Origin of the sequence: Chlamydia ibidis 10-1398/6 (genome assembly GCF_000454725.1) — a bacterium.
GTDB classification, from domain to species: Bacteria; Chlamydiota; Chlamydiia; order Chlamydiales; family Chlamydiaceae; genus Chlamydia; species Chlamydia ibidis.
The window spans coordinates 50,386-71,324 of sequence record NZ_APJW01000001.1 but is presented as its reverse complement, the minus strand read 5'-3'; the positions used below and the strand labels follow the sequence as shown (position 1 = coordinate 71,324).

Below are 20,939 nucleotides of genomic sequence, written 5' to 3'. Positions count from 1 at the left end.
ATTCGTTTAGCACCCCATCCTTTAGTTACGATTTCCTTTTCGCTTGGCTAATCTTTGTTAACAGGAAGATGGAAATTTTATGAGCACACCTATCACACGATCTAAAACTTCTTCAAGCATAGACAAAACATCCACAACATCAAGCAGATTAAGCATAGCAGAGAGAATTCAAAAAACTGAAACCCTACTCAAAAGTTTTTGTTCTCATATCATCTATATCCCAAACGTAAACGCAACGTTGAATCATCAACTATTTGCTTTAATAAAGAAAGGTTACTCTCTCAACACATTAGCAAAATCCTTGGTCATTTGTCAGATCTCTCTAAGAAGTCTTCTCATCACGAATACCCCGCTATCAGAAAAAGAAATGACATTACTCACTTCTAGTTGCGAAGATATTTCCTCTTCTGGAAGTAGTGGAATACAACTTAGAAATACAACATCTCAAACTGAACAAGAAAAGTCTTCTTTACCCTCAACTTCTATTCTTCCATTAACAGCACTACCTATAAAAAAACGTCCCCTTCAAGAAAAGACAACAGATGAAGAACAAAAAGTAAAACGTGCAAAATTATCTTCTCCTACACCATCCAGAAGCAAAGAAGAAACACTCCCAGTTTCTCAAACTTCAGAATCTTGTGTCGCCAGTCTAATCTCCAGTAATTCATCGGATGCTATCTGGAATGCAAGCTCAATAAGATTTCTATTAAAAAATGTTGCCAAACGAACACTTATAGAAAGAACATCTCGGCTGCTTCCTTGTGAAAGTGTGGCATGCTCTACTCCACATAATGTTTGTTCAACATGCCAACTGACTTTAATGGTAGATTTGAAATTAAAAAAAACAGCAATAATTCAACTTGAGAAACTATTACAATTTACTTCTTTAGAGGCCTTAGAAGCTGCTCTTTTGAAGAACTCTTTCTCTAAAAGTGCAATTTTGACCAGTGACTTAGGTTTCTCTAACCTCAATCTTGCTTTTCTGATCAAAGATTGCAATATAGGAGATGCGATTTGCATAGATCGGGGCAGTAACCCAGGAAAATTGCTCAATTTGTATTTAGAAATGCTTCAGGTCGTCCACCTAGGCACTACTACCCCACTTGTAAAATTAATGAAACAAATATGGGATAACTCGCCACCAATCGAATTGACCGTCCCAACATTTGAAGCTAATATTCTCATGATAGAAAGTTCCGGAATAGTTATAAGAATAACCCAAAGCTACCTGGAAGAGTTAATCGCTGATGCAGAGCGTTTATTGCGTTATTCATCTACAACCTCACATCGAACGTCATCATATCGTAGGAAAATGTCTGCGGATTTTCAGCAAACATCTTCTTTACTAGCAATGTATACTTTAATGGCAATGATACATCATCAGGAAGGCAAGAAATACTGTATCGAAACACCCCAAGGCTTAGCTGTTCCTCAAACAATTGTCAAACACGTGTTTTACGCAGTTTTAGCATCAAACACTACGTGCTCTATACTCATTTCTCTTTCCAAACCAAGTATGCAACCGATGAAAGGTATCACTTTCCCCGCTGACGAAGCAAAAATTCTATCAGAAAGCCTGCTTGCATTTTCACGGCGCAATCTTATCAACGCGCCAAGACTGGGTAAACTATCTGGATTTGCATCACTTACATCTTTTTACTTAGGAAACTAAAAATACCTGAGAATAGGGGGCTTTGGTCCCCTTCCTTCATGACTGTTCTATACTATTCCCAAAGCAGTCCAAAAACATCTGGCCGATCATTCGGATTGAACTCCATGGGAGGAAGAATAAGCAAATGAGACTGAGTAATATCAGTAGCTAGAGATTGAGCTTCAATTTTAAAACAGCATGCCCCTTCATTAGGAGGAAAAATTTGTAAGACCTTAGCTACAAGTAAACCTGGGGGAAACACTCCATCTAAACCTGTGGTAACTAGAATATCTCCAATTTGTAATGTTGTCTTACCATTGGAAGAAAAAAAACCTTCTCCATATAAAATCGAAGCTTCCGGTTGCCATAAAGAGCCTCCTCTTCCAGATAATGTACCACGAAGCAGCCAGGTATTTTCTTCATTACAGGGTATTAAAGACTCCAGTTCTTCTAATTGAAAAATCTTTTCGTATTTATCTTTTTCCAAAATATAGACATCAGAAAGTTTCTCAATATGATTAATTAACTCACGAGCATAATTTTTGACTACCCACGCTTGAATCCCGCCTCTAACAGCTACAACGGATGGTTTCATGCCGACATCGGTAATTAACCGTATTCGAGATTGCGTATTCCCTACATAATCCACAAGTCCAACTAAAAATTTTCCAGAAAGTACGGGAGAGTTTTTTTGCACACCTTGTTGTTTACCAACATTTACCCAGCAAGAACTTCCCCAGTATGCGGGATCGCGATAAATAATCCGACACGGCTTAGAATCACGAAAGTACGATGACAAAATATTCGGAAACAATGGAAGAGAACATTGAGAATCTTGATAATAAGATAGACGTTCCTCTAAAAGGGTTACGCGCTCTTTAAGAAAAAGATTTTCAAGACTTTCATAAGTATAATCACAATGATTTTGGGGCTTACCCAAAAAAACAAGGGAATGCAACCGAACAAACTGCCTTTGCATGCCCTCATAAATCCCTCTTGGAAGATTCCAACACAAAACTATTCCAAGGAAAACCAACCCATAAACATAATATCTAATTTTCCTATTATGAAGACTCGGATAACTCATAAGCTTCAGAAAAACCTTGGATTACATACTGCATATTTTTATTGGTAATCCCATTTAAATTAAATCTTCCTCCAGACGTTGTATATATACCCTTTTCCTCCCTTAAAAAGTCTACTTGTTTTGTAGAGAATCCTGGATACCCAAAAAATCCTCTTTGCGATCCAATGAAATCGAAACTATGTCCTATGGATGATCTCATTTCCTGAACAAACTTTGTTCTCAAGGTCTGTAAAGATGTTCGAATCATATCAAGTTCAGAAATCCATTCCTGTCTTAAATAGGGGTTGCTCAAAATAGTAGAGACAACCATAGCACCATCCCTAACTGGAGAAGAATATTCACCACGAACTTTCTCCTGTACGCAACTAGAAATACGCTCTAAATCATCTTTACAAGTACTATGCACAGCAAAATACCCCACTCTTTCACCATACAAAGCGAAATTCTTACTTGCACATCCTGCAATAAAAACTGTCAAGCCTGCGTCTATAAATATACGAACAGGGCGTCTGTCAGATTCTAAGTTTTCAGCAAATCCAAGATAGGCCATGTCAAAGAAAGGAAGCAGGTTGCGTTCTTTACAAACTGCAGCTAAATCATTCCACATGTTTTCAGTAAAATCTACCCCAGTAGGATTGTGACAACAACAGTGGAACAAAACCAAGGACTTTTCAGGAGCATTGCGTAGGGCAGAAAGAGTTTTAGAAAAGTCTAGACCTCTAGAACCAACATCGTAATATGGATATCTCTCAACCTGTAATCCCTGTTGAGCAAAAATCCTTATATGATTACCCCAAGTCTGTTCTGGAATAAATACCTTTCCAGATAAGCCAGCCATGGAAAATACAAGAGCCCCTACATGCAAAGCTCCAGTACCCCCTAACGCTTGACAACCAAATACATTATCAGGATCTATATCACCAAAAGACAGGTCCCTCATTTCATCAAGATAGGATCCCAACCCTATAACAGGAAGATAGCGTTTGTTTATCTCATCCTCTAGAAAAACATTTTGTGCTTTACGTACGCTAGAAAACCCACCATATTTTTTGTTGGGGCTCTCAAAAACACCAATAACGAGATTTACCTTTTCAGCACGCGCATCTTCTAAAAAGAGCTTTTGCAAACCCAAAATAGAATCAGGAGAGAATGTCGGTAAATGATAGAAAAAACTCATACTATAAAAAACCTTTTAATCTAACAAAGATTGATTCTAAACCCTATCTCGTGATAGGGTTATCTTTTTCTTTTGGGGTATTAGCTCAGTTGGTAGAGCGCAACAATGGCATTGTTGAGGTCAGCGGTTCGACCCCGCTATGCTCCATTTCTTTACTACTATTCCCAAATTGCTTGTATTTGACTGACTGTATATTTCTTGCCTTGAAAATGCAAAGAATCGCCAATACTCTTCCCAAGCATTTCTTGAGCTAACTTAGACTTCAAAGACAAAACATTATTTTCTGGATCAGCGTCCCAAGGACCTAGAATTGTGTAGACAAGAACTACACCGTCTTCATCTTGTAAGGATACCTTACACCCTACTCCCACCTTATCTGTGTAAATAACATCTTTGGTTAGTATGCGAGCACGATTAACTTCCTCAGATAACACACGAATTTCTTCCTGTAACCGAGCACGTTTTTCTAATGCAAATTTATATTCTGAATTTTCTCTAAGGTCTCCCAAAGCTCTAGCATCCTCTATTTCCTTTGCATTATCCACCATTTCTTTCCCAGCCAAAGAAGCAAGTTTGGCCTTCATTCTAGAAAAGCTTTCAGGAGTAGTCCACAAAACATCTTCCTCCTCAACAAGATGATGTTTCTTCATGTCAGGCTGAACGACTTCTGCAAGACTTTGCAGCACACTCAGATCGCTAGAAGAAAACTGCGGGCACTTAGTAGACAGCAAAATAAATTCTTGAAGATAAGATATCGGTGCCCCCTCTATCATTTGTCGAATCGGTAAGTACCTTTGTCCAACTAAAAAACTGTAAATCTTCTTTCCTAAGTCTTTATGTGTCGTAGATGCTACATCATGCATAAAGACTAGAGCACCTTCTAAGAACAGTCTCTTTATAACCCTATCATTACTATCAAACAGACCATCTTCATTAGATCCAATTTTGAGGAAAAACCACGTAAAAAGTTCAGGATACATCATTGGATGCTGAGCACACTCCAACAATTTATCTTTGATTTTTTTGCAAATTACAGAATCGCTCTTCAAAACCTTAAACACCACCTCTCTTAAAGTAGGAGATGTAGTTGATAATAGAATATTGGTGAAAACCTCTTCCCAAACCGGTGAATTATTTCTAACTAAAATTAAAAAAGACTTTTGTAGAGCAACTATGGATATGTTATTTACGATTTGTAGTATTTGTTCTTCGGAAAGAGAAGATATATACTCTTTTTCTACACTAATTCCTTTTTCACCTAAAAATTCGGACAATAAAAGATCTCTTTGAATTTCTAGAGCTATATCATCGTTTACCGTAAGATCCTTTAATGCTTGCACCACAGTCTTTCTATTTTCAAGATCTTTTAATTCGCTGTGCAAATCTCTAATAAACTGATAAATTTGAACCAATTGATCAGAAACAGTTTGTGCATTAGAAATTCCCGATTTTAGTCGAGAAATCAAAGAATCTCCTTCAACATGAAAGACATAGGCATCTTTAATTGTCTTAGGTGAAGTTATATGTGTACTTTTTTTAAGTTTAGTCTTAGCCGCTTGCCACCACCGATTCCAATCAACTTCTGGGATTACTAAATCCACAAGCTCATCTTTTATTTCTTTCGCAGTCTTAGGACCTAAATCTTTAAGAAGACACTCTATTACACCAACAGGATTCTCTTTAGCGTAAACCTCAAAACTATCGGGATCACCAAATCTTCTAGAAAGGAAGTGATCATTATCCAAAGGAACTAAGCTCTTAAAAGCTGTTTCAAAAGAAATGTCCTTAGGAGTCATAACCCCTTCAAATTCAATTAATACTTTTTGCTGGAGGAAGGAAACCCCCATGACTTCTCCTACTCCCCATCCACCAGAATGGAAAACGAAATTGCCTTCACGCAAATGCATCAGAAAATCGAACCGGCTCAGACTGTATTGAAATTCGCATCCCTCACGAAGACCAACAACCCTCAAAGCTTCATTGAAGTTTTCTCTACCTCGATATCTTCGATTAACATAATCAATAGCAACATCATAAAATTGTTTAGTATTAGATGTTTGCAAATCTAAAACCAACTGAAGAACTTTATCCTTTTCTCTACCTTCAGGGATAGCTTCCCATAAAGGAAGAACTGAGTCAGCAATCTTACCAAACAAAGGTGCTAACGATGAGTGCTTTACCTTTTCTAAAATTAGAATCAGCTCATCACTCCTAACCACATCGTTAAAACAATACTCCTCCCATAAACTAAAAAAGCTGGAAGGCTGTTCTTCATCTATTAAGACTTGCAACTTCTCTAAATAGTCCACGATGTCTCCCGTTTTTACCGGGAAATATACGCTGAACAATAAAAAAGAGCAATATCACACTACAAAATAATAATGTTTATTTTATAATAAATTAAAATGCAAGGTGGCTGTTATGAATAGTAAATCAGCGCAAAAGATAATAGATTCTATTAAACAAATCTTATCTATTTACAAAATAGATTTCGATTCTTCTTTTGATTCTGCTCTAACATCAGATTCTGAAATAGATTACGAAACTCTTATTCAAAAAACTCAGGAAAAAATTCAGGAGCTGGATAAACGTTCTCAGGATATTCTACAAAAAACAGGAATGACAAGAGAACAAATGGAAGTATTTGCAAGCAATCCGGATAATTTTTCACCAGAAGAATGGTTAGCTTTAGAAAACATAAGAACTTCTTGTGAAGAATATAAGAAAGAAACTGAAGCTCTAATCAATCAGCTTAGTGCGGATATAGGCTCTGAAAATAATTCTTCAAACAAGAAACAGTTAGCTCAATCTACTTCAAACAAAAAAAATAAGAAAAAAAACTGGATTCCCTTATAAAAACTCCTATAATCCCCAGGTATGAAAATTACAATTACCAGGGGCTTAGATCTATCTTTGCAAGGCGCGCCGAAAGATTCTGGGTTTTATAAGAAAATAGACCCCAGCGATGTTTCTGTGGATTTGCGTCCTTACGCGCCCTTAGCTTTGAAGCTAATGGTTGCAGAGGGAGATGTTGTAGGAGCGGGATCACCGATTGCTGAATACAAGAATTTTCCAGGAGTTTTTATCACTTCCTCCGTAAGTGGTACAGTTGCAAAGATACGCCGAGGAGAAAAACGTTCTCTCTTGGATGTGCTCATTAAAAAAAATCCAGGCTCTACCTCTACGGAATATTCTTATGATTTGTCTCAGCTAAATCAAGACGATCTCTTGAAAATTTTTAAAAAGGAAGGCCTCTTTGCCTTATTTAAACAAAGACCCTTCGATATCCCGGCTCTTCCTACGAGATTGCCCAGGGATGTTTTTATCAATTTAGCAGACAATCGTCCTTTCGTTCCTTCAGCAGAAAAACAAATAGGAATATTTTCGTCTAAGGAAGAGGGTTTCTATGTTTTCGTTGTTGGTGTACGCGCGATAGCTAAACTTTTCGGGATACGCCCACAAGTTATTACTACTGATAGACTTACCTTACCGACTAAAGATTTAGAATCTATTTGTAACCTACATATTATTAAAGGACCCTACCCATCAGGATCGCCATCTACTCATATTCACTACGTTGCCCCAATTCGACACGAAAAAGATGTAGTATTTACCATAACGTTCCAAGAGGTTCTCGCCATAGGACATCTCTTTTTAAAGGGTAGAATATTGAATCAACAAGTTGTTGCTTTAGCTGGTTCTGGATTACCTAAAAACCTAAGACGTTATGTAACTACAGTAAAAGGTGCTGCCTTTTCCAATCTAATTCCTTTAGAGGATTTTTCCTCTGAAGAAACAGTTTTTATCTCTGGGGACCCTTTGACAGGTAGATTGTGTGCGCAAGACGATTTCCCCTGTTTAGGAATGAGAGATTCTACTATTTCCGTTTTATCCAAACCTAAACAACGTCAATTGTTTTCCTTTTTAAGGCTTGGACTCAACCAAACTACCGTCACTAAAACTTATCTCTCTGGTTTCTTTAAAAAGAAGCGCACCTATATGAACCCTAAAAGCACTCTCCACGGAGAGGCACGCCCAATAATAGATACAGAAATTTACGATAAAGTTATGGCAATGAACGTTCCCGTTGTCCCGTTAATTAAAGCCTTGATCACCAAAAACTTCGAATTAGCGACATCTTTAGGTTTTTTAGAGATCTGTGGAGAAGATTTTGCACTACCTACATTTATAGATCCTTCAAAAACCGAAATGCTAAAAATTGTAAGAGAATCTCTGATAAATTACTCAAAAGATTCAGGGATTGTTTCGTCTCAAAATACATAAGTGTTCTTTGAAGAACAAAAAATCGTATCTGATGCATTTAAAACTGATACATCAAAAAAGAAATGCTTTTGACGACCACAACTCAAGAAACCTGGGAGTAGCATAAGAAATGATAATATCTGCTCCCGCCCTCTTAATCCCTATTAGAGTTTCATACAAAACTGCATCAAAATTCAACCATCCCATAGAGCCAGCAGAAGCAAGAGCAGCATATTCACCACTCACTTGATAAGCAACTAAAGGAAGTAGAGTTTTTTCTCGAACCCTATAAATAATGTCAAGATAAGCTCCCGCAGGTTTTATCATAAGCATGTCCGCCCCCTCGTGCTCATCTAATGAACACTCAAGAAGAGCCTCTCTAGAATTTTTGGGATTCATTTGATATCCACGCTTGTCTCCAGATTTTACGTGAGAAGATAAAGCATCTCTAAACGGGTTATAAAATGCTGATGCATATTTAACACTGTAAGAAAGTATGAGCGTCTCAAAAAATCCAGCCTGGTCCAGTTTTTCTCGAATATGCCCTACACGCCCATCCATCATATCACTAGGAGCAACAATATCTGCCCCCATTTCTGCATGTAACGTGGCTATATTCCCGAAGATCCTCACGCTTTCATCATTTAAAATAGATCCTTGATGCAAAACACCATCATGACCATGAGTCGTATAGGGATCTAGAGCTATATCGCTAACAACACAAAGATTTGGAAAGTTTGTTTTGATTTCTCTGATTGCTTTACAAAGGATATTTTTAGGGTTTGAAGCATATGTTCCATAGAGATCTTTGTAATCTTGTGAGACCACAGGAAATAATATTACAGACTCTAGTCCTAAAGGGATTAGTCTCTCTATCTCCTTAGTCAAACGGTCCAGACTCCATCGATATACACCAGGGAGGCTAGATATCTCTTCTTGAATACCAGTCCCCTCAAGAACAAAAAACGGACAAATAAAATCATTCGGCAATAGAGTTGTTTCAGAAACCAGGTTTCTAATTTCCGGGGATTTTCGATTTCTCCTAGGACGACGCACTAGACCTAAAGACGACATTTTCGCAACCTATGAACAATTTCCACATCAGCAGAATAAGATAATGGGTATATATATATCTATTATCTCTTCTTCTTTAAGGGGTGTGGAAAGTGTTTAAAACTTCGTTTTTAGGAGAGAAAAAAAAGTTGTTTTTATGTTTAAAACTCTGTCAAAACTGTGTTCACATTGTTAATAAACTCTATTTGTACACATTTTTGAACACAAGATTCACCTTTTTTCAACATCATTTTTAGCTAAAAAGGCTTTAGTTTTTCCTATTTGTATGGCACGCTTTTAATTTTTGAGGTTTTCGATGCTGAGCAGAGACGAAGAGTTTTCAGAAGAGCAAAAGAAAAGTTTGTTACACTTTGTTACCAATTTGAATAGCAATATTTTTGCTTTGAAAAACCTTCCCGAAGTTGTAAAGGGTGCATTATTCTCTAAATATTCCAGATCAACACTAGGTTTACGTTCTTTGCTTTTAAAAGAATTCCTAGAGGGCGAGGGTGGTAGCTTTTTAGATCCATCAGGTTCTGATTTTGAGGTGGGAATTCAAAAGGCTTCTGATTTTTATCGTAGAGTTCTCGATGGCTATGGTGATGATTCTATCGGCGAGTTAGGTGGTGCCCATCTTGCTGTTGAAAACGTTTCTATGCTAGCAGCAAAGATATTGGAAGATGCTCGGATTGGAGGGTCTCCTTTAGAAAAGTCTTCCAGATACGTGTATTTTGATCAAAAAGTTCGAGGTGAGTATTTATACTACCGTGATCCTATTTTGATGACCTCGGCCTTTAAAGACCTATTTTTGACCACTTGTGATTTTTTATTCGATACGTATTCGGATTTGATTCCTCAAGTCAGAAGTTATTTTGAGAAGATATATCCTAAAGATTCTGAAGTATCGCAGTCTGCATATACGATTTCTTTGAGAGCTAAGGTCTTGGATTGTTTGCGAGGTCTACTTCCAGCCGCAACTTTGACGAATCTTGGTTTTTTTGGTAACGGTAGATTTTGGCAAACTCTTTTGCATAAGATTCAAGGACACAATCTTTCCGAAATTAAACAGATTGGAGAATCTTCTCTAGTCGAATTAATGAAAATTATTCCCTCTTTTGTTAGCCGAGCTGAATCTCATCATCATCATCACCAGGCTATGTTGGGATATTGGCAAACTCTGAGAGAGCAGCTTACTAGCCTTGCAGAAAAGTTTGGTGAAGATACTCCAATTGCTAAAGATGCTAGAGTAAAGTTAGTTTATGGTGATCCTGATGGCATTTATAAAGTGGCAGCAGGGTTTCTATTTCCCTATTCCCAGCATTCTTATGACACTCTAATTGATATCTGCCGCTCCATGCCAATGGAAGATTTAACGCGTATTTTAGAAGCTGGAGCTTCATCTCGAGAAAACCGTCGTCACAAATCTCCTCGAGGGTTAGAAAATGTAAGTTTTGGTTTTGACATTGTTTCTGATTTCGGAGCTTATAGAGACCTGCAGCGTCATAGAACTCTAACTCAAGAACGGCAACTATTATCCACTAATTTAGGATACCAGATGCCTGCACAGCTTTTAGATACTCCTATGGAGAGTCAGTTTAGAGAGGCTATGGAGAGAGCAAGGGAGGCTTATGATCAAATTGCTCAAGAATTTCCAGAGGAAGCGCAATATCTTGTTCCTCTAGCCTATAACATTAGATGGTTTTTCCATATCAATGGTAGAGCTTTGCAATGGTTGTGCGAGCTACGTTCTCAACCTCAAGGTCATGATAGTTACAGAAAAATAGCGACAGATATGGCTAAAGAGGTAATTCGTTTTAATCCTGTTTATGAAATATTTTTGAGATTTGTAGATTATTCGGAGACGGATTTAGGGCGATTAAAACAAGAGATGAGAAAAAAATCTTCTTCTTAGTTTCTTCTCGGATTTTAATAGAAGTAAGCTCTTTATTCGTATTAGCAAAATAGTTGTATCATCTTTTTTATCTTAGATTTTAAGCTTTTCCTTGGAGTGATTTATGGCGATATTTGACGCCCATGTACATCTTTCTGATGAAGCATTTTGTGAGGATATCGATCAGGTTCTTAAAAGAGCTCAGGACGCTGATGTTTCTCTTGTTGTCAACGTTACTACTACTGCAGAAGAACTGAATCGTTCATTTGCTTATGCTGATCGCTTTTCTGATATTAGATTTTGTCATGTGGCTGGCACTCCTCCTCAAGATGCTCACTTAGATATAGAAGAAGATTTTCGTTATTTTTATGAATTAGCTCATGCTGGCAAGTTATCAGCTATTGGTGAGGTAGGATTAGATTATGGATTTGCTAAAAATCAAGAAGCTGTAGATCGCCAACATGATGTCTTGAAAAGATATTTCAATTTAGCTCTAGATTGTCAACTTCCTCTTGTCGTACATTGTCGCGGCGCTTTTTCTGATTTCTTCCGTATGTTAGATCTTTATTATCACAATGATTCACGATCTCAACCAGGTATGCTCCATTGTTTTACAGGTTCTTTAGAAGAAGCTAAGGAATTGATATCTAAGGGATGGTATCTTTCGATTAGTGGAATTGTTACTTTCAAAAACGCTGAAGATCTTCGTAACGTGGTTGCAGAAATTCCCGAAGAACATCTGCTGATAGAAACGGACGCTCCATTTCTAGCCCCCACTCCCCATCGTGGTAAAAAAAACGAACCTGCGTATATTACGCGTACAATAGACACTATTGGCACGATCAAAGGATATAATAGAAACGACCTACTATCTATCGTTTGTGGTAACCTGCACCGATTTTTGAATCATTGTTAGGATTAGAAGCTGTTATTTTTGAACTATTTTCCCTACATGTGCTGAGTCTTGTTTTTGTTCATAAAAATTACTTCACATAATACCCAACAAACTTCTATGTTTGCATAGAAAAGGATTTGTGAAAGAAGGGCTTATGATGCGAGATCCAGAAATACGCTCCGATGTAGCTCAGAACCAGTCACGATACTATTTACGTTTCATTTTGCGCTGTATTCATTCATTGTCAGGAGTTGCGTTTAGTTTGTTTCTTTGTGAGCATATGTTCACAAATATGTTAGCATCTTCCTATTTTTCTCAGGGACGCGGGTTTGTTACCTTAGTGAACATGTTTCATCGGGTTCCTTACCTTAAGGTGATAGAAGTTGGTTTCCTTGCTTTACCTTTTTTAACTCATGCTATTATTGGTATAGTTTATCTATTCCAGGGGAAGAGTAATTCTGGAGGATCTTATGGGAATATCCCATCTCTTAGATTTTCTAGGAATTTTGCTTATACCTGGCAAAGAAGAACAGCATGGTTATTGTTGTTTGGTTTAGTATTTCATGTTGTTCAATTTAGATTTATTCGTTACCCAGCACACGTAAGTGTGCATGGGCAAAGATATTATGTCGTTAATATTGATTCTGCAAGATACTCTAAGGTAGTCCATGGAACTCATGGATTTTTCACGATGAATTTTCAAGCACCAAATATGGAAACTATACAACTCGATAAAGATGATATAAGTGGTGATCAAGTGGAATATCTATCAGATAGCGATCATTATCTTCTTACCCCAAGTTCTGGGACAGCTTTTCTTTACATAGTTAGAGATACTCTAGGGTCGTTTTGGATGGCTGTTTTGTATACAATTTTAGTTGTAGCTGCTGCTTTTCATGGTTTTAATGGTTTTTGGACATTTTGTTCTCGTTGGGGAATCGTGATATCTTCGCGATCTCAAACTATCTTAAGAAATTTATGTTATAGCGCTATGATTGTCGTAGCAGCTATGGGTGTTAGCGTGATTTGGAATTTATATAGCATGGCATAAAAGTATGGAAGCACGGCGTAAGGTTATTGTAGTTGGCGGAGGATTAGCAGGATTATCAGCGGCGATGAAATTGGCTGATCTTGGTATCATAGTCGATATTGTTTCTCTAACCAAGGTCAAGAGATCCCATTCTGTTTGTGCTCAAGGTGGAATTAATGCGGCTTTGAATTTGAAGCCTGAGGAAGAAGACTCCCCTTATGTACATGCGTATGACACGATCAAAGGAGGAGATTTTTTAGCAGATCAACCTCCCGTGTTAGAAATGTGTTTAGCTGCACCGAGAATTATCCGTATGCTCGATAATTTTGGATGCCCATTCAATAGAATGCCTTCCGGGGATTTAGATGTTCGTCGTTTTGGTGGGACCTTATACCATAGGACTGTTTTTTGTGGTGCATCTACCGGACAACAACTCATGTATACCTTAGATGAGCAGGTACGTAGAAGAGAATGCCAAGGAAAGGTAACAAAACGAGAGAATCATGAGTTTGTAAGATTGATCACTAACAGCTCTGGAAGAACTTGTGGGATTGTTTTAATGAATTTGTTTAACAATCGTCTGGAAGTTTTAGAAGGAGACGCTGTGATTTTTGCTACCGGTGGTCCCGGAATGATCTTTAAAATGTCTACGAATTCGACTTTTTGTACTGGAGCAGCTAATGGAAGACTGTTTATGCAGGGTATGGTGTATGCCAATCCTGAATTTATTCAGATTCACCCTACGGCAATTCCTGGGATTGATAAACTAAGATTGATATCAGAATCTGTGCGTGGTGAAGGAGGACGAGTCTGGGTTCCAGGAGATTCTTCAAAGAAAATTATTTTCCCAGACGGTTCTGAACGTCCTTGTGGGGTTACTGGGGAACCATGGTATTTCCTAGAAGATATGTATCCCGCTTATGGAAATTTAGTTAGTCGTGATGTTGGTGCTCGTGCAATTTTGCAGGTATGTGAAGCTGGATTAGGAATTAATGGACGTATGGAGGTGTATCTTGATGTTACTCACCTACCTCAATCAACAAGGCATAAACTAGAGGTTGTTTTAGATATATATAAGAAATTTACAGGAGAAGATCCTAATACCACACCCATGAGGATTTTTCCAGCAGTACACTATTCTATGGGGGGTGCTTGGGTGGATTGGCCAGCAGCTGATGATTCTGATAGGCATGTTCGTTACAGACAAATGACGAACATCCCTGGTTGTTTTAATTGTGGTGAGTCTGATTTTCAGTATCACGGGGCTAATCGTTTAGGAGCTAACTCTTTGTTGTCATGTTTGTATGCTGGATTAGTAGCTGGAGAAGAAGCTGCTAGGTATATAGAGGCAAATGGAGCTTGTAAAGCAACAAGTCAAGAAATCTCTCAGGCTCTGCAGAAAGAAAAAGAAGAAAATGCTCGTCTTCTATCTCAATCTGGAGGAGAAAATATTTTTCTTTTACATGAAGAGATGGCTAAGTTATTGGTAAAGAATGTAACGGTAAAAAGAAACAATAAAGACCTAGAACATACCATTAATCAACTCAAAGAATACCGGGAGAGATTAGAAAGAGTCTCAGTGCATGATGCATCCAAATTTGCTAATAAGACATTTCATTTTGTTCGTCAAATGCGTCCTATGTTGGAATTAGCTTTAGCAATTACTAAGGGAGCTTTGTTGCGAAATGAGTCTAGAGGTTCTCATAACAAAATAGAATTTCCACATAGGGATGATGAAAATTGGTTAAAAACCACATTGGCACATTATCATGCCGATGAACCAGATATCTCCTACTTGTCTGTGGATATTCGTCATGTAGCGCCAGCGAAAAGAGACTATACGAAAGCTACTACATCTAAAGTAGAGCTGAAGAATTTACCAGAGAAAGTGAGTTTGCCTGTATAGAGGTACCAAAATTATGGATATTCCCGAAACTTTCATACTTAAAATTTATCGTGGTGTCCCAGGAAATCAATATTGGGAAAGCTTTGAATTGGAACTTCATCCAGGTGAAAATGTAATTAGCGCTTTGATGGAAATAGAAAAGCGCCCCGTAAATTGTTTTGGAGAGACTGTGAATCCTGTCGTTTGGGAACAGGGGTGTTTGGAAGAAGTATGTGGTTCTTGTGCTCTTCTTGTAAACGGTGTTCCACGTCAAGCATGTACGGCTCTAATTAAAGAGTATATCGAATCCACAGGTTCTCGAGAAATTACTCTAGCTCCTTTGACTAAATTCCCTCTTATCAGAGACCTTATGGTAGATAGGTCTGTGATGTTTGACAATTTGCAAAAAGTGCAAGGTTGGGTGGAGAGTGAGACTAATGGAGAAACTTTTGGTCCTAAAGTGTCTCAAGAAGATCAAGAGTTAATGTATGCTTTGTCGATGTGTATGACGTGTGGATGTTGCACTGAAGCTTGTCCTCAGATTAGCGAAAAAAATGAATTCATAGGCCCAGCAGCATTAGCTCAAGTGCGCCTTTTCAATACCTATCCTGGAGACAAATCTTCTAAGAAACGTTTGCGAATTTTAATGGGAAAAGATGGAATTGAGGGATGCGGGCAGGCACATAATTGTGTGCGTGTTTGTCCAAAAAAACTTCCTTTAACGGAAAATATTTCCGCTCTTGGAAGAGATATTTCGAAGTTTTCATTAAAAAGTTTGTTCGCTTCTATTTTTAGAACAAAGAAAAAATCCTAAAAGAATCCTTTAGGCATATGACTTCGATATCCTGGTGGTGGTGGCATGCCGTAATCTATTGGGTTACTGTATAGAGTCCATGTTTTATCTACTGAAAATAAATCTTTTCTATTGTCTAGGGGTTCTCCATGTAACCCTGCATAGTTAAACCTCCATAGATCGATTTCTCGTGTTCCTGGATGGAGAATAAATCCAAAGTAATAGTACGCCCAATTTGTGTCCCCAAATAATAAGGGCGCTGGATAACATAATTTATGGTGCCTCATTGCTGTTACCAACCTCAGGAACATATCTTCTTGAAAATATACCGTTTGGTAACTACTCATTAGCATTCCTTTGAATACATGTCGGAGATCTGCAGAAGATAAAAGAGACATTTTAGGGATAAACCGTTCAATTATGTCGGAAAATTTATCATAAGTTAGACGTGAAGGTATTCCTAGGTATGCTGCAACGTTGTCAATAATTTCAGGCAGCTGTTGATCTGATACATAAGGAAGATCGTGGACTAGATTTTGAGAAAATCTTTTTAAATATAAACTATAAGCGTCTTCAGGTTTTGAAAAAATTTCTTTGAGAAATCGTGTTGCTTTGTCATACATCTCAGGAATACTTAGAGAAAGGTCAGAAAAAAAATCATGAAAATCATGATTAATTTTTTGGAGATGATATTTTTTACAAAACCTTTCAATGAAGTTATAAATGCCTTGTTGGGATAATATAGTCGAATCTAAAAAGGTTTGTTGTTCCTTCACCCAAACATCTCTTAACCATGTATAACTATACCAATCATTATCCCATGAATCTCTAAACATAGGACATCCAGCTACGACTGAGAATACGTGTGTTGGAGACGAAGCTATTAGTTTATGAGACCCTGATTCTATGTAGTTTTTAATTCCTATTGGTAAATCTTTAAGAGCATCTGAGAAAAATGCAGCTAATTCATGTGGGTTTTCTGGATGTTTATTTAAAGTTGTTACTGAATCTGTATTTTCAAAATAATCTATAAGCAAAGAATCTACAGTTCCTCCAGAAACATATACCCACGGCGTGTGTATGATTTTACTGAGATTACTTAAAACATTATTAGGAACGGGCATACCATAAGCTTGTAATACTCTAGTAATTGCTGCTTCTTGGAATGTTTCTTTGTGAAGCATAGAAATAATACGATGAATGAGAGCAGAAGTTTCTTTTTCTAAACCAACGACTCCTTGTTTTCCCAATAGATCTGTTTCCGTTGATGAAAAAAAATCTGACAAAGCATGAATAAATTCATTAATTGAGTAAATGGGAGTCCATGCATTCGGATGGCTTCTTCCGTGTGTGAATAAAATGCGAAATCCTGCTGGTGCATCTCCTATGATATGTGAGAATTCTTGAATAAATGCGTCGTAAGAACTTCTAAAATATATGGGAAGCTGTTTTTGATAGAATTTTAATAAGTATTCAGGAAGAGCTAGCAATTTTTTAATCTTATTCTGAGCTGAATTCCAGTCTTGCAAAGCTTGGTTTAGTTCTTGCCGGAAACGCATATAATCCATGGATAGGATTTTGCTGTCCTGTTCATTGAAAGGATTTCTCATCCGATTTTCAATATACTGCAGTTGGCTTTGTGCTTCCTGGTATGTTTGTTCGCATTTATCAACAAGTTCTTTAGCTATGCTTGTTTCTTCGTCTATGAATGTTGTGATTGTAAGAAACAAACTATCACGCTCTTTAGAATTCCATCCTAATGCTATAGATATATGAGCGAATGTCGGTGAATCTGTAGCATCAGCTAATGTTGCTAATGTGTATTCCCAAGATTTAAGTAAACGATTTTGAGTATCGTTTATGAAAGCCATTTTAGCGTTTTCATAAGCTGTAAGATAACTAAAAGCTCGTTGTGTATCGGAAAGCTTATTAGAATACTGTGTAGTAAAGAAAACTTGTTCTTTATTATGGAAGCCTTCTTGTAACAGTAACCCCTTAACAGTATTTTCTGTGATATTGTAATAGTGTAGTAGAGTACTTTTTAGGATATCATTAGTTGTTATGGTATCATCTAAAAATCTTAGTTTTTGCAACAGATATTCGTGAGATAAAAGTTGTTGCAGGCATACTTGAGGATTGTCCAAGGTGTCAATTATTTGCGCCTCTATAAAGGCTTTTTGAAGCCCTGGAGATAAGGATAGTTTTTTAATAGGATCTGGATATAAGTCTATTATTCTTAAGCTTTTAAAAAGCTCTCCGATACATCCCGATAAATTAATAGGAACAGATATTTCTTTTGTTCCTATTACTCTAGTTAGTTTGCCTGAAGATAGTAGATCATCGATGTCTGCGATGAATTTGCTGGGATATTCTTCGTGAATCAAGATAGCAAGAGATGAAGCAAAGCAAGATCCTACATCTTGACGTAGATAGGAAAATAATGCAGCTATAGCTGCTTGCCTCACATGTACTGTTGTAAGAGTAGCTGATTCAGGAAGAGCAAGAGTATGGCGAATTAAATCCTGAACAGATTTATGAGAAGGAAGAAACATTTTCTTTATCCTATCTCTTATTGTAGTATCCTCTTTTACTACTTTGAGTGCGTTTAAGATGTGCTCCCTTTGCTTGGCTTCGCTATGTCTGTGTGGGCCTAAGGGATAAAGTTTTTGAGATAAAGCTTCTATAGCTTCAACAACTCTGACGTTATCTATCTCTCCCTTATCTGTAAGAATATAAGCTGCAAGTTGTCTAGAGATTTTTAAATTTCTAGCAGCTAAGGGAGATTGGAGTTTTGTAGATTTGTATGCTTGAAATTCTTGATCATCTTCAAAACATAAAATTTTTTCTATCGGAGTGAATTCTTGTTTGGAGATTAACTCATCGAAAATCAAACTATCTATTCTTGGCATAAAATAAAGAGAGGAAAAGTCAAGTTTTTAGGCTCTCTTTAACAGTATTTTTGGTTTATGTCATTGATGAAGACTCAAGGTCTCCTGTTGTGTTCAAAGAATAGGAATAGTTGGTATTTGTAAGGGCTTGCTTATCTTTTACTTTCGCTAAACGCTCCAATCTACTGCAAAGATTTGGTAAAAAGATTTTTATTAAACTTTCTAAAAACCATGCTTAGTAGCACGTTTCGTATCTAAGCATTGCGTTATATTTCTCTATTTATATAGCATAGTGGGTAACTTTTGTAGCTCCAGTTATTTGGGATTTACTCTTATAATTGGGACTATTGATTCCATAAACAAAGAACTCTAATGAAGAATCTTATTGATAATAACTTAGTTAGGTTTAAGAACATCTCAAAAACAAAACAAGGTATGTTCGTAAACTTTAAAGTTAAAGGAGAGAAAGGAGGAGCAACATTCACTGCTTCCATAGCCGTAGATATAGAGGCGGCAGATGTATCTTCTGGTGATTCTTTGGAAATGATCGTTGAACGATGCGCACAAATTGGTGTTGCAGAATTCAAAAAATGCGAATTTCAATTTGAAGGTATTACTTGCCTGTAATGACATTTTCTGGGTGTAGCGCAGCCTGGTAGCGCACTTGCATGGGGTGCAAGGGGGCGGAGGTTCAAATCCTCTCACCCAGATATTCTAAAACTTCCTTACATTCATGTATTCTATCAGCATTTTTAGCTGAGAGTTGTCTTTTAATCCGTACTGCTCAAGAGCATCGAGTATCGCTAAACAACTATTAGTTGAATTTTCTAAGGCCTGCATAGCTTTGTCTTGGCCAAACAGTAGGGCGTAGTTTAATCCTACATCTTGACGATCTTGTTCTATATCCAGAATGTCGTCTTTTATTTGGAAAATTCTACCAAAATGTTTTGAAAACTCTACAATCTGGGGAATACATGTATGCGACCCACCTCCGAATAGCCATCCTGCAGAACAAGAAATTTCAAACAAAGAACCTGTCTTCTTTCCAATAATTTCTAGAACATGATCAGACCCTTTGTTTTGGAAGAACATATCATCATACTGTCCTCCCAAAATGCCGTGAGCCCCAAAATTTCTATCCGTGATATCTAGGATGGTGTCATATGCGGTGTCTACATCTTCTGGGTGAACCCCTCGCTGTTTTAATTTTTTAGCGTTCGTTCGCAAACGAGCATACGCGGCTGGAATTAGTGCATAGGATGCCAATAATGCAGATGCTTCGTCAAAGGCTTTATGTACCGTAGGACGGCCACGACGTTCATCATCGTTATCCATGCAAGGCAGGTCATCTGCTATTAAGGTGGATGTATGAATAAACTCTATAGATAACGCAGAGTCGATAACGTCTCTGTTTAATCCTAAAGCGTGAGCAACCATACAGACCATAATTGGTCGAATGCGTTTGCCTCCGCTCATTAAAGCATATTCGACCGGTTCTCTTATAGATTCTCCCTTGGCTCCAAAATCATTTAATGAATCCTGCAACGCCTCTTCTATTTGTTTGCGATAGGATGTTATTACTTCTTCTATAGTCATAAAAATATCTCTGAAACTAGATCACCTTGCCTGGGTGAATTTTCGAATAGGCTGGAATACAGTGGCCTGGGTTGATCACAACATTACAACCCACAGAAACTTTCTTACCCAGAAAGGCTCCAACTTTTCTTAAGTTGGTTGGTATTTTCTCATTTTCGGCGATAGCGAAGATTTCTTTCCCGTCAAGACGGAAGTTTGCACAACGTACCCCAGCTCCGAGATTCACTTCAGCGCTTAACACTGAATCACCGATATAAGCAAAATGGGCGGCTTTTGCATAGTGGCCGAAGTAGGCATTTTTAACTTCTGTGCAATGCCCAATAACGCAACAGCTTCCTGTTATAACCCCACCACGTAAATAAGCGCCATGGCGGACCTGTGTTCCGGGACCTAGTATACAAGGTCCTACGATATACGCACCAGATTCAACATATGCATCTTTACTAATTTCTATGGTCTCTGGGTTTTTCAAATAGACTCCAGATTCTACAGTTCCGTGAATCCCTGAAAATATATGTGAAGAGAGTTTTTTCTTAATCAAAGATAAGATATCCCAAGCGTAATCCGCCTCTGTAATAAGTTCGGGAAACGGAAAATCCTCTGGAGAAAATAAAGAAGATGCTAACGTCATGTTAATACAATATTTCAAAATTAGGAAAGAGGCTGAAAAGTGCTAAGTGATAGATAAGCACGCCTTCTCAGCTGATGAGGATTCTACTATAAATATAGT

At 37.6% G+C, this 20,939-nt stretch carries 16 protein-coding genes and 2 tRNA genes; 11 read left to right on the top strand and 7 right to left on the bottom strand.

The genetic code is table 11. The features are described 5' to 3' along the window. The first annotated feature begins 79 nt into the window (after nucleotides 1-79). Nucleotides 80-1,672, top strand: coding sequence for a hypothetical protein (locus H359_RS00320; RefSeq protein ID WP_020370720.1), 1,593 nt, complete (start codon nucleotides 80-82; stop codon nucleotides 1,670-1,672). A gap of 52 nt (nucleotides 1,673-1,724) precedes the next feature. Here the strand turns inward: H359_RS00320 and H359_RS00315 are convergent, their stop codons facing one another. Next, nucleotides 1,725-2,738, bottom strand: coding sequence for a rod shape-determining protein MreC (locus H359_RS00315; protein WP_021119507.1), 1,014 nt, complete (start codon nucleotides 2,736-2,738; stop codon nucleotides 1,725-1,727). Beyond that, the gene (locus H359_RS00310) at nucleotides 2,716-3,915 is read right to left on the bottom strand and encodes an aromatic amino acid transaminase (RefSeq protein ID WP_020370718.1); all 1,200 of its coding nucleotides are present in this window, start codon (nucleotides 3,913-3,915) and stop codon (nucleotides 2,716-2,718) included. The genes H359_RS00315 and H359_RS00310 overlap by 23 nt, the downstream gene beginning before the upstream one ends. 74 nt (nucleotides 3,916-3,989) lie before the next feature. Between H359_RS00310 and H359_RS00305 the strand changes: the two genes are divergently transcribed. After that, nucleotides 3,990-4,062 (top strand) — tRNA-Ala (locus tag H359_RS00305). 11 nt (nucleotides 4,063-4,073) lie between these two features. Here H359_RS00305 and H359_RS00300 read toward each other — a convergent pair. After that, complete coding sequence (locus tag H359_RS00300) at nucleotides 4,074-6,224, bottom strand: GreA/GreB family elongation factor (RefSeq protein ID WP_020370717.1); 2,151 nt, start codon at nucleotides 6,222-6,224, stop codon at nucleotides 4,074-4,076. Nucleotides 6,225-6,336: 112 nt separating this feature from the next. Between H359_RS00300 and H359_RS00295 the strand changes: the two genes are divergently transcribed. Then, on the top strand, nucleotides 6,337-6,771 hold the full coding sequence (locus H359_RS00295; RefSeq protein WP_020370716.1) for a hypothetical protein: 435 nt from the start codon (nucleotides 6,337-6,339) through the stop codon (nucleotides 6,769-6,771). Between the two features lie 21 nt (nucleotides 6,772-6,792). Then, entirely contained in the window at nucleotides 6,793-8,199 is a 1,407-nt protein-coding gene (locus H359_RS00290) for a Na(+)-translocating NADH-quinone reductase subunit A (protein WP_020370715.1), read from the top strand. Nucleotides 8,200-8,250: 51 nt separating this feature from the next. On the opposite strand, the gene hemB is transcribed toward H359_RS00290, so the two are convergent. Then, on the bottom strand, nucleotides 8,251-9,252 hold the full coding sequence (gene hemB / locus H359_RS00285) for a porphobilinogen synthase (protein WP_020370714.1): 1,002 nt from the start codon (nucleotides 9,250-9,252) through the stop codon (nucleotides 8,251-8,253). A gap of 295 nt (nucleotides 9,253-9,547) precedes the next feature. On the opposite strand from hemB, the gene H359_RS00280 reads away from it, so the two are divergent. From H359_RS00280 to sdhB, 5 genes are all read left to right on the top strand, one after another. Next, nucleotides 9,548-11,143, top strand: coding sequence for an FAD-dependent thymidylate synthase (locus tag H359_RS00280; protein ID WP_020370713.1), 1,596 nt, complete (start codon nucleotides 9,548-9,550; stop codon nucleotides 11,141-11,143). 103 nt (nucleotides 11,144-11,246) lie between these two features. Further along, nucleotides 11,247-12,038, top strand: a complete 792-nt coding sequence (locus H359_RS00275) for a TatD family hydrolase (RefSeq protein WP_020370712.1) — start codon at nucleotides 11,247-11,249, stop codon at nucleotides 12,036-12,038. 136 nt (nucleotides 12,039-12,174) lie between these two features. Beyond that, on the top strand, nucleotides 12,175-13,068 hold the full coding sequence (locus tag H359_RS00270; protein WP_020370711.1) for a succinate dehydrogenase cytochrome b558 subunit: 894 nt from the start codon (nucleotides 12,175-12,177) through the stop codon (nucleotides 13,066-13,068). Between the two features lie 4 nt (nucleotides 13,069-13,072). Then, nucleotides 13,073-14,953, top strand: coding sequence for a succinate dehydrogenase flavoprotein subunit (gene sdhA / locus H359_RS00265; protein ID WP_020370710.1), 1,881 nt, complete (start codon nucleotides 13,073-13,075; stop codon nucleotides 14,951-14,953). A 13-nt stretch (nucleotides 14,954-14,966) separates the two neighbouring features. Then, on the top strand, nucleotides 14,967-15,746 hold the full coding sequence (gene sdhB, locus H359_RS00260) for a succinate dehydrogenase iron-sulfur subunit (RefSeq protein WP_035392245.1): 780 nt from the start codon (nucleotides 14,967-14,969) through the stop codon (nucleotides 15,744-15,746). Here sdhB and H359_RS00255 read toward each other — a convergent pair. After that, nucleotides 15,743-18,634 (bottom strand): hypothetical protein, encoded by a 2,892-nt coding sequence (locus H359_RS00255; protein ID WP_021119513.1) that lies wholly within the window; start codon nucleotides 18,632-18,634, stop codon nucleotides 15,743-15,745. The two genes, sdhB and H359_RS00255, sit on opposite strands and share 4 nt — an antisense overlap. Before the next feature lie 351 nt (nucleotides 18,635-18,985). On the opposite strand from H359_RS00255, the gene H359_RS00250 reads away from it, so the two are divergent. Next, nucleotides 18,986-19,240 carry a hypothetical protein gene (locus H359_RS00250; RefSeq protein ID WP_020370707.1) on the top strand — a complete coding sequence of 85 codons (255 nt, stop codon included), beginning with the start codon at nucleotides 18,986-18,988 and terminating at the stop codon, nucleotides 19,238-19,240. Nucleotides 19,241-19,249: 9 nt separating this feature from the next. Continuing rightward, nucleotides 19,250-19,323, top strand: a tRNA-Pro gene (locus H359_RS00245). Nucleotides 19,324-19,327: 4 nt separating this feature from the next. Here H359_RS00245 and H359_RS00240 read toward each other — a convergent pair. Continuing rightward, nucleotides 19,328-20,209: a polyprenyl synthetase family protein gene (locus tag H359_RS00240; RefSeq protein ID WP_020370706.1), complete on the bottom strand. Its 882-nt coding sequence runs from the start codon at nucleotides 20,207-20,209 to the stop codon at nucleotides 19,328-19,330. A 16-nt stretch (nucleotides 20,210-20,225) separates the two neighbouring features. Beyond that, nucleotides 20,226-20,840 (bottom strand): LbetaH domain-containing protein, encoded by a 615-nt coding sequence (locus H359_RS00235; RefSeq protein WP_020370705.1) that lies wholly within the window; start codon nucleotides 20,838-20,840, stop codon nucleotides 20,226-20,228. Nucleotides 20,841-20,939 lie beyond the last annotated feature (99 nt).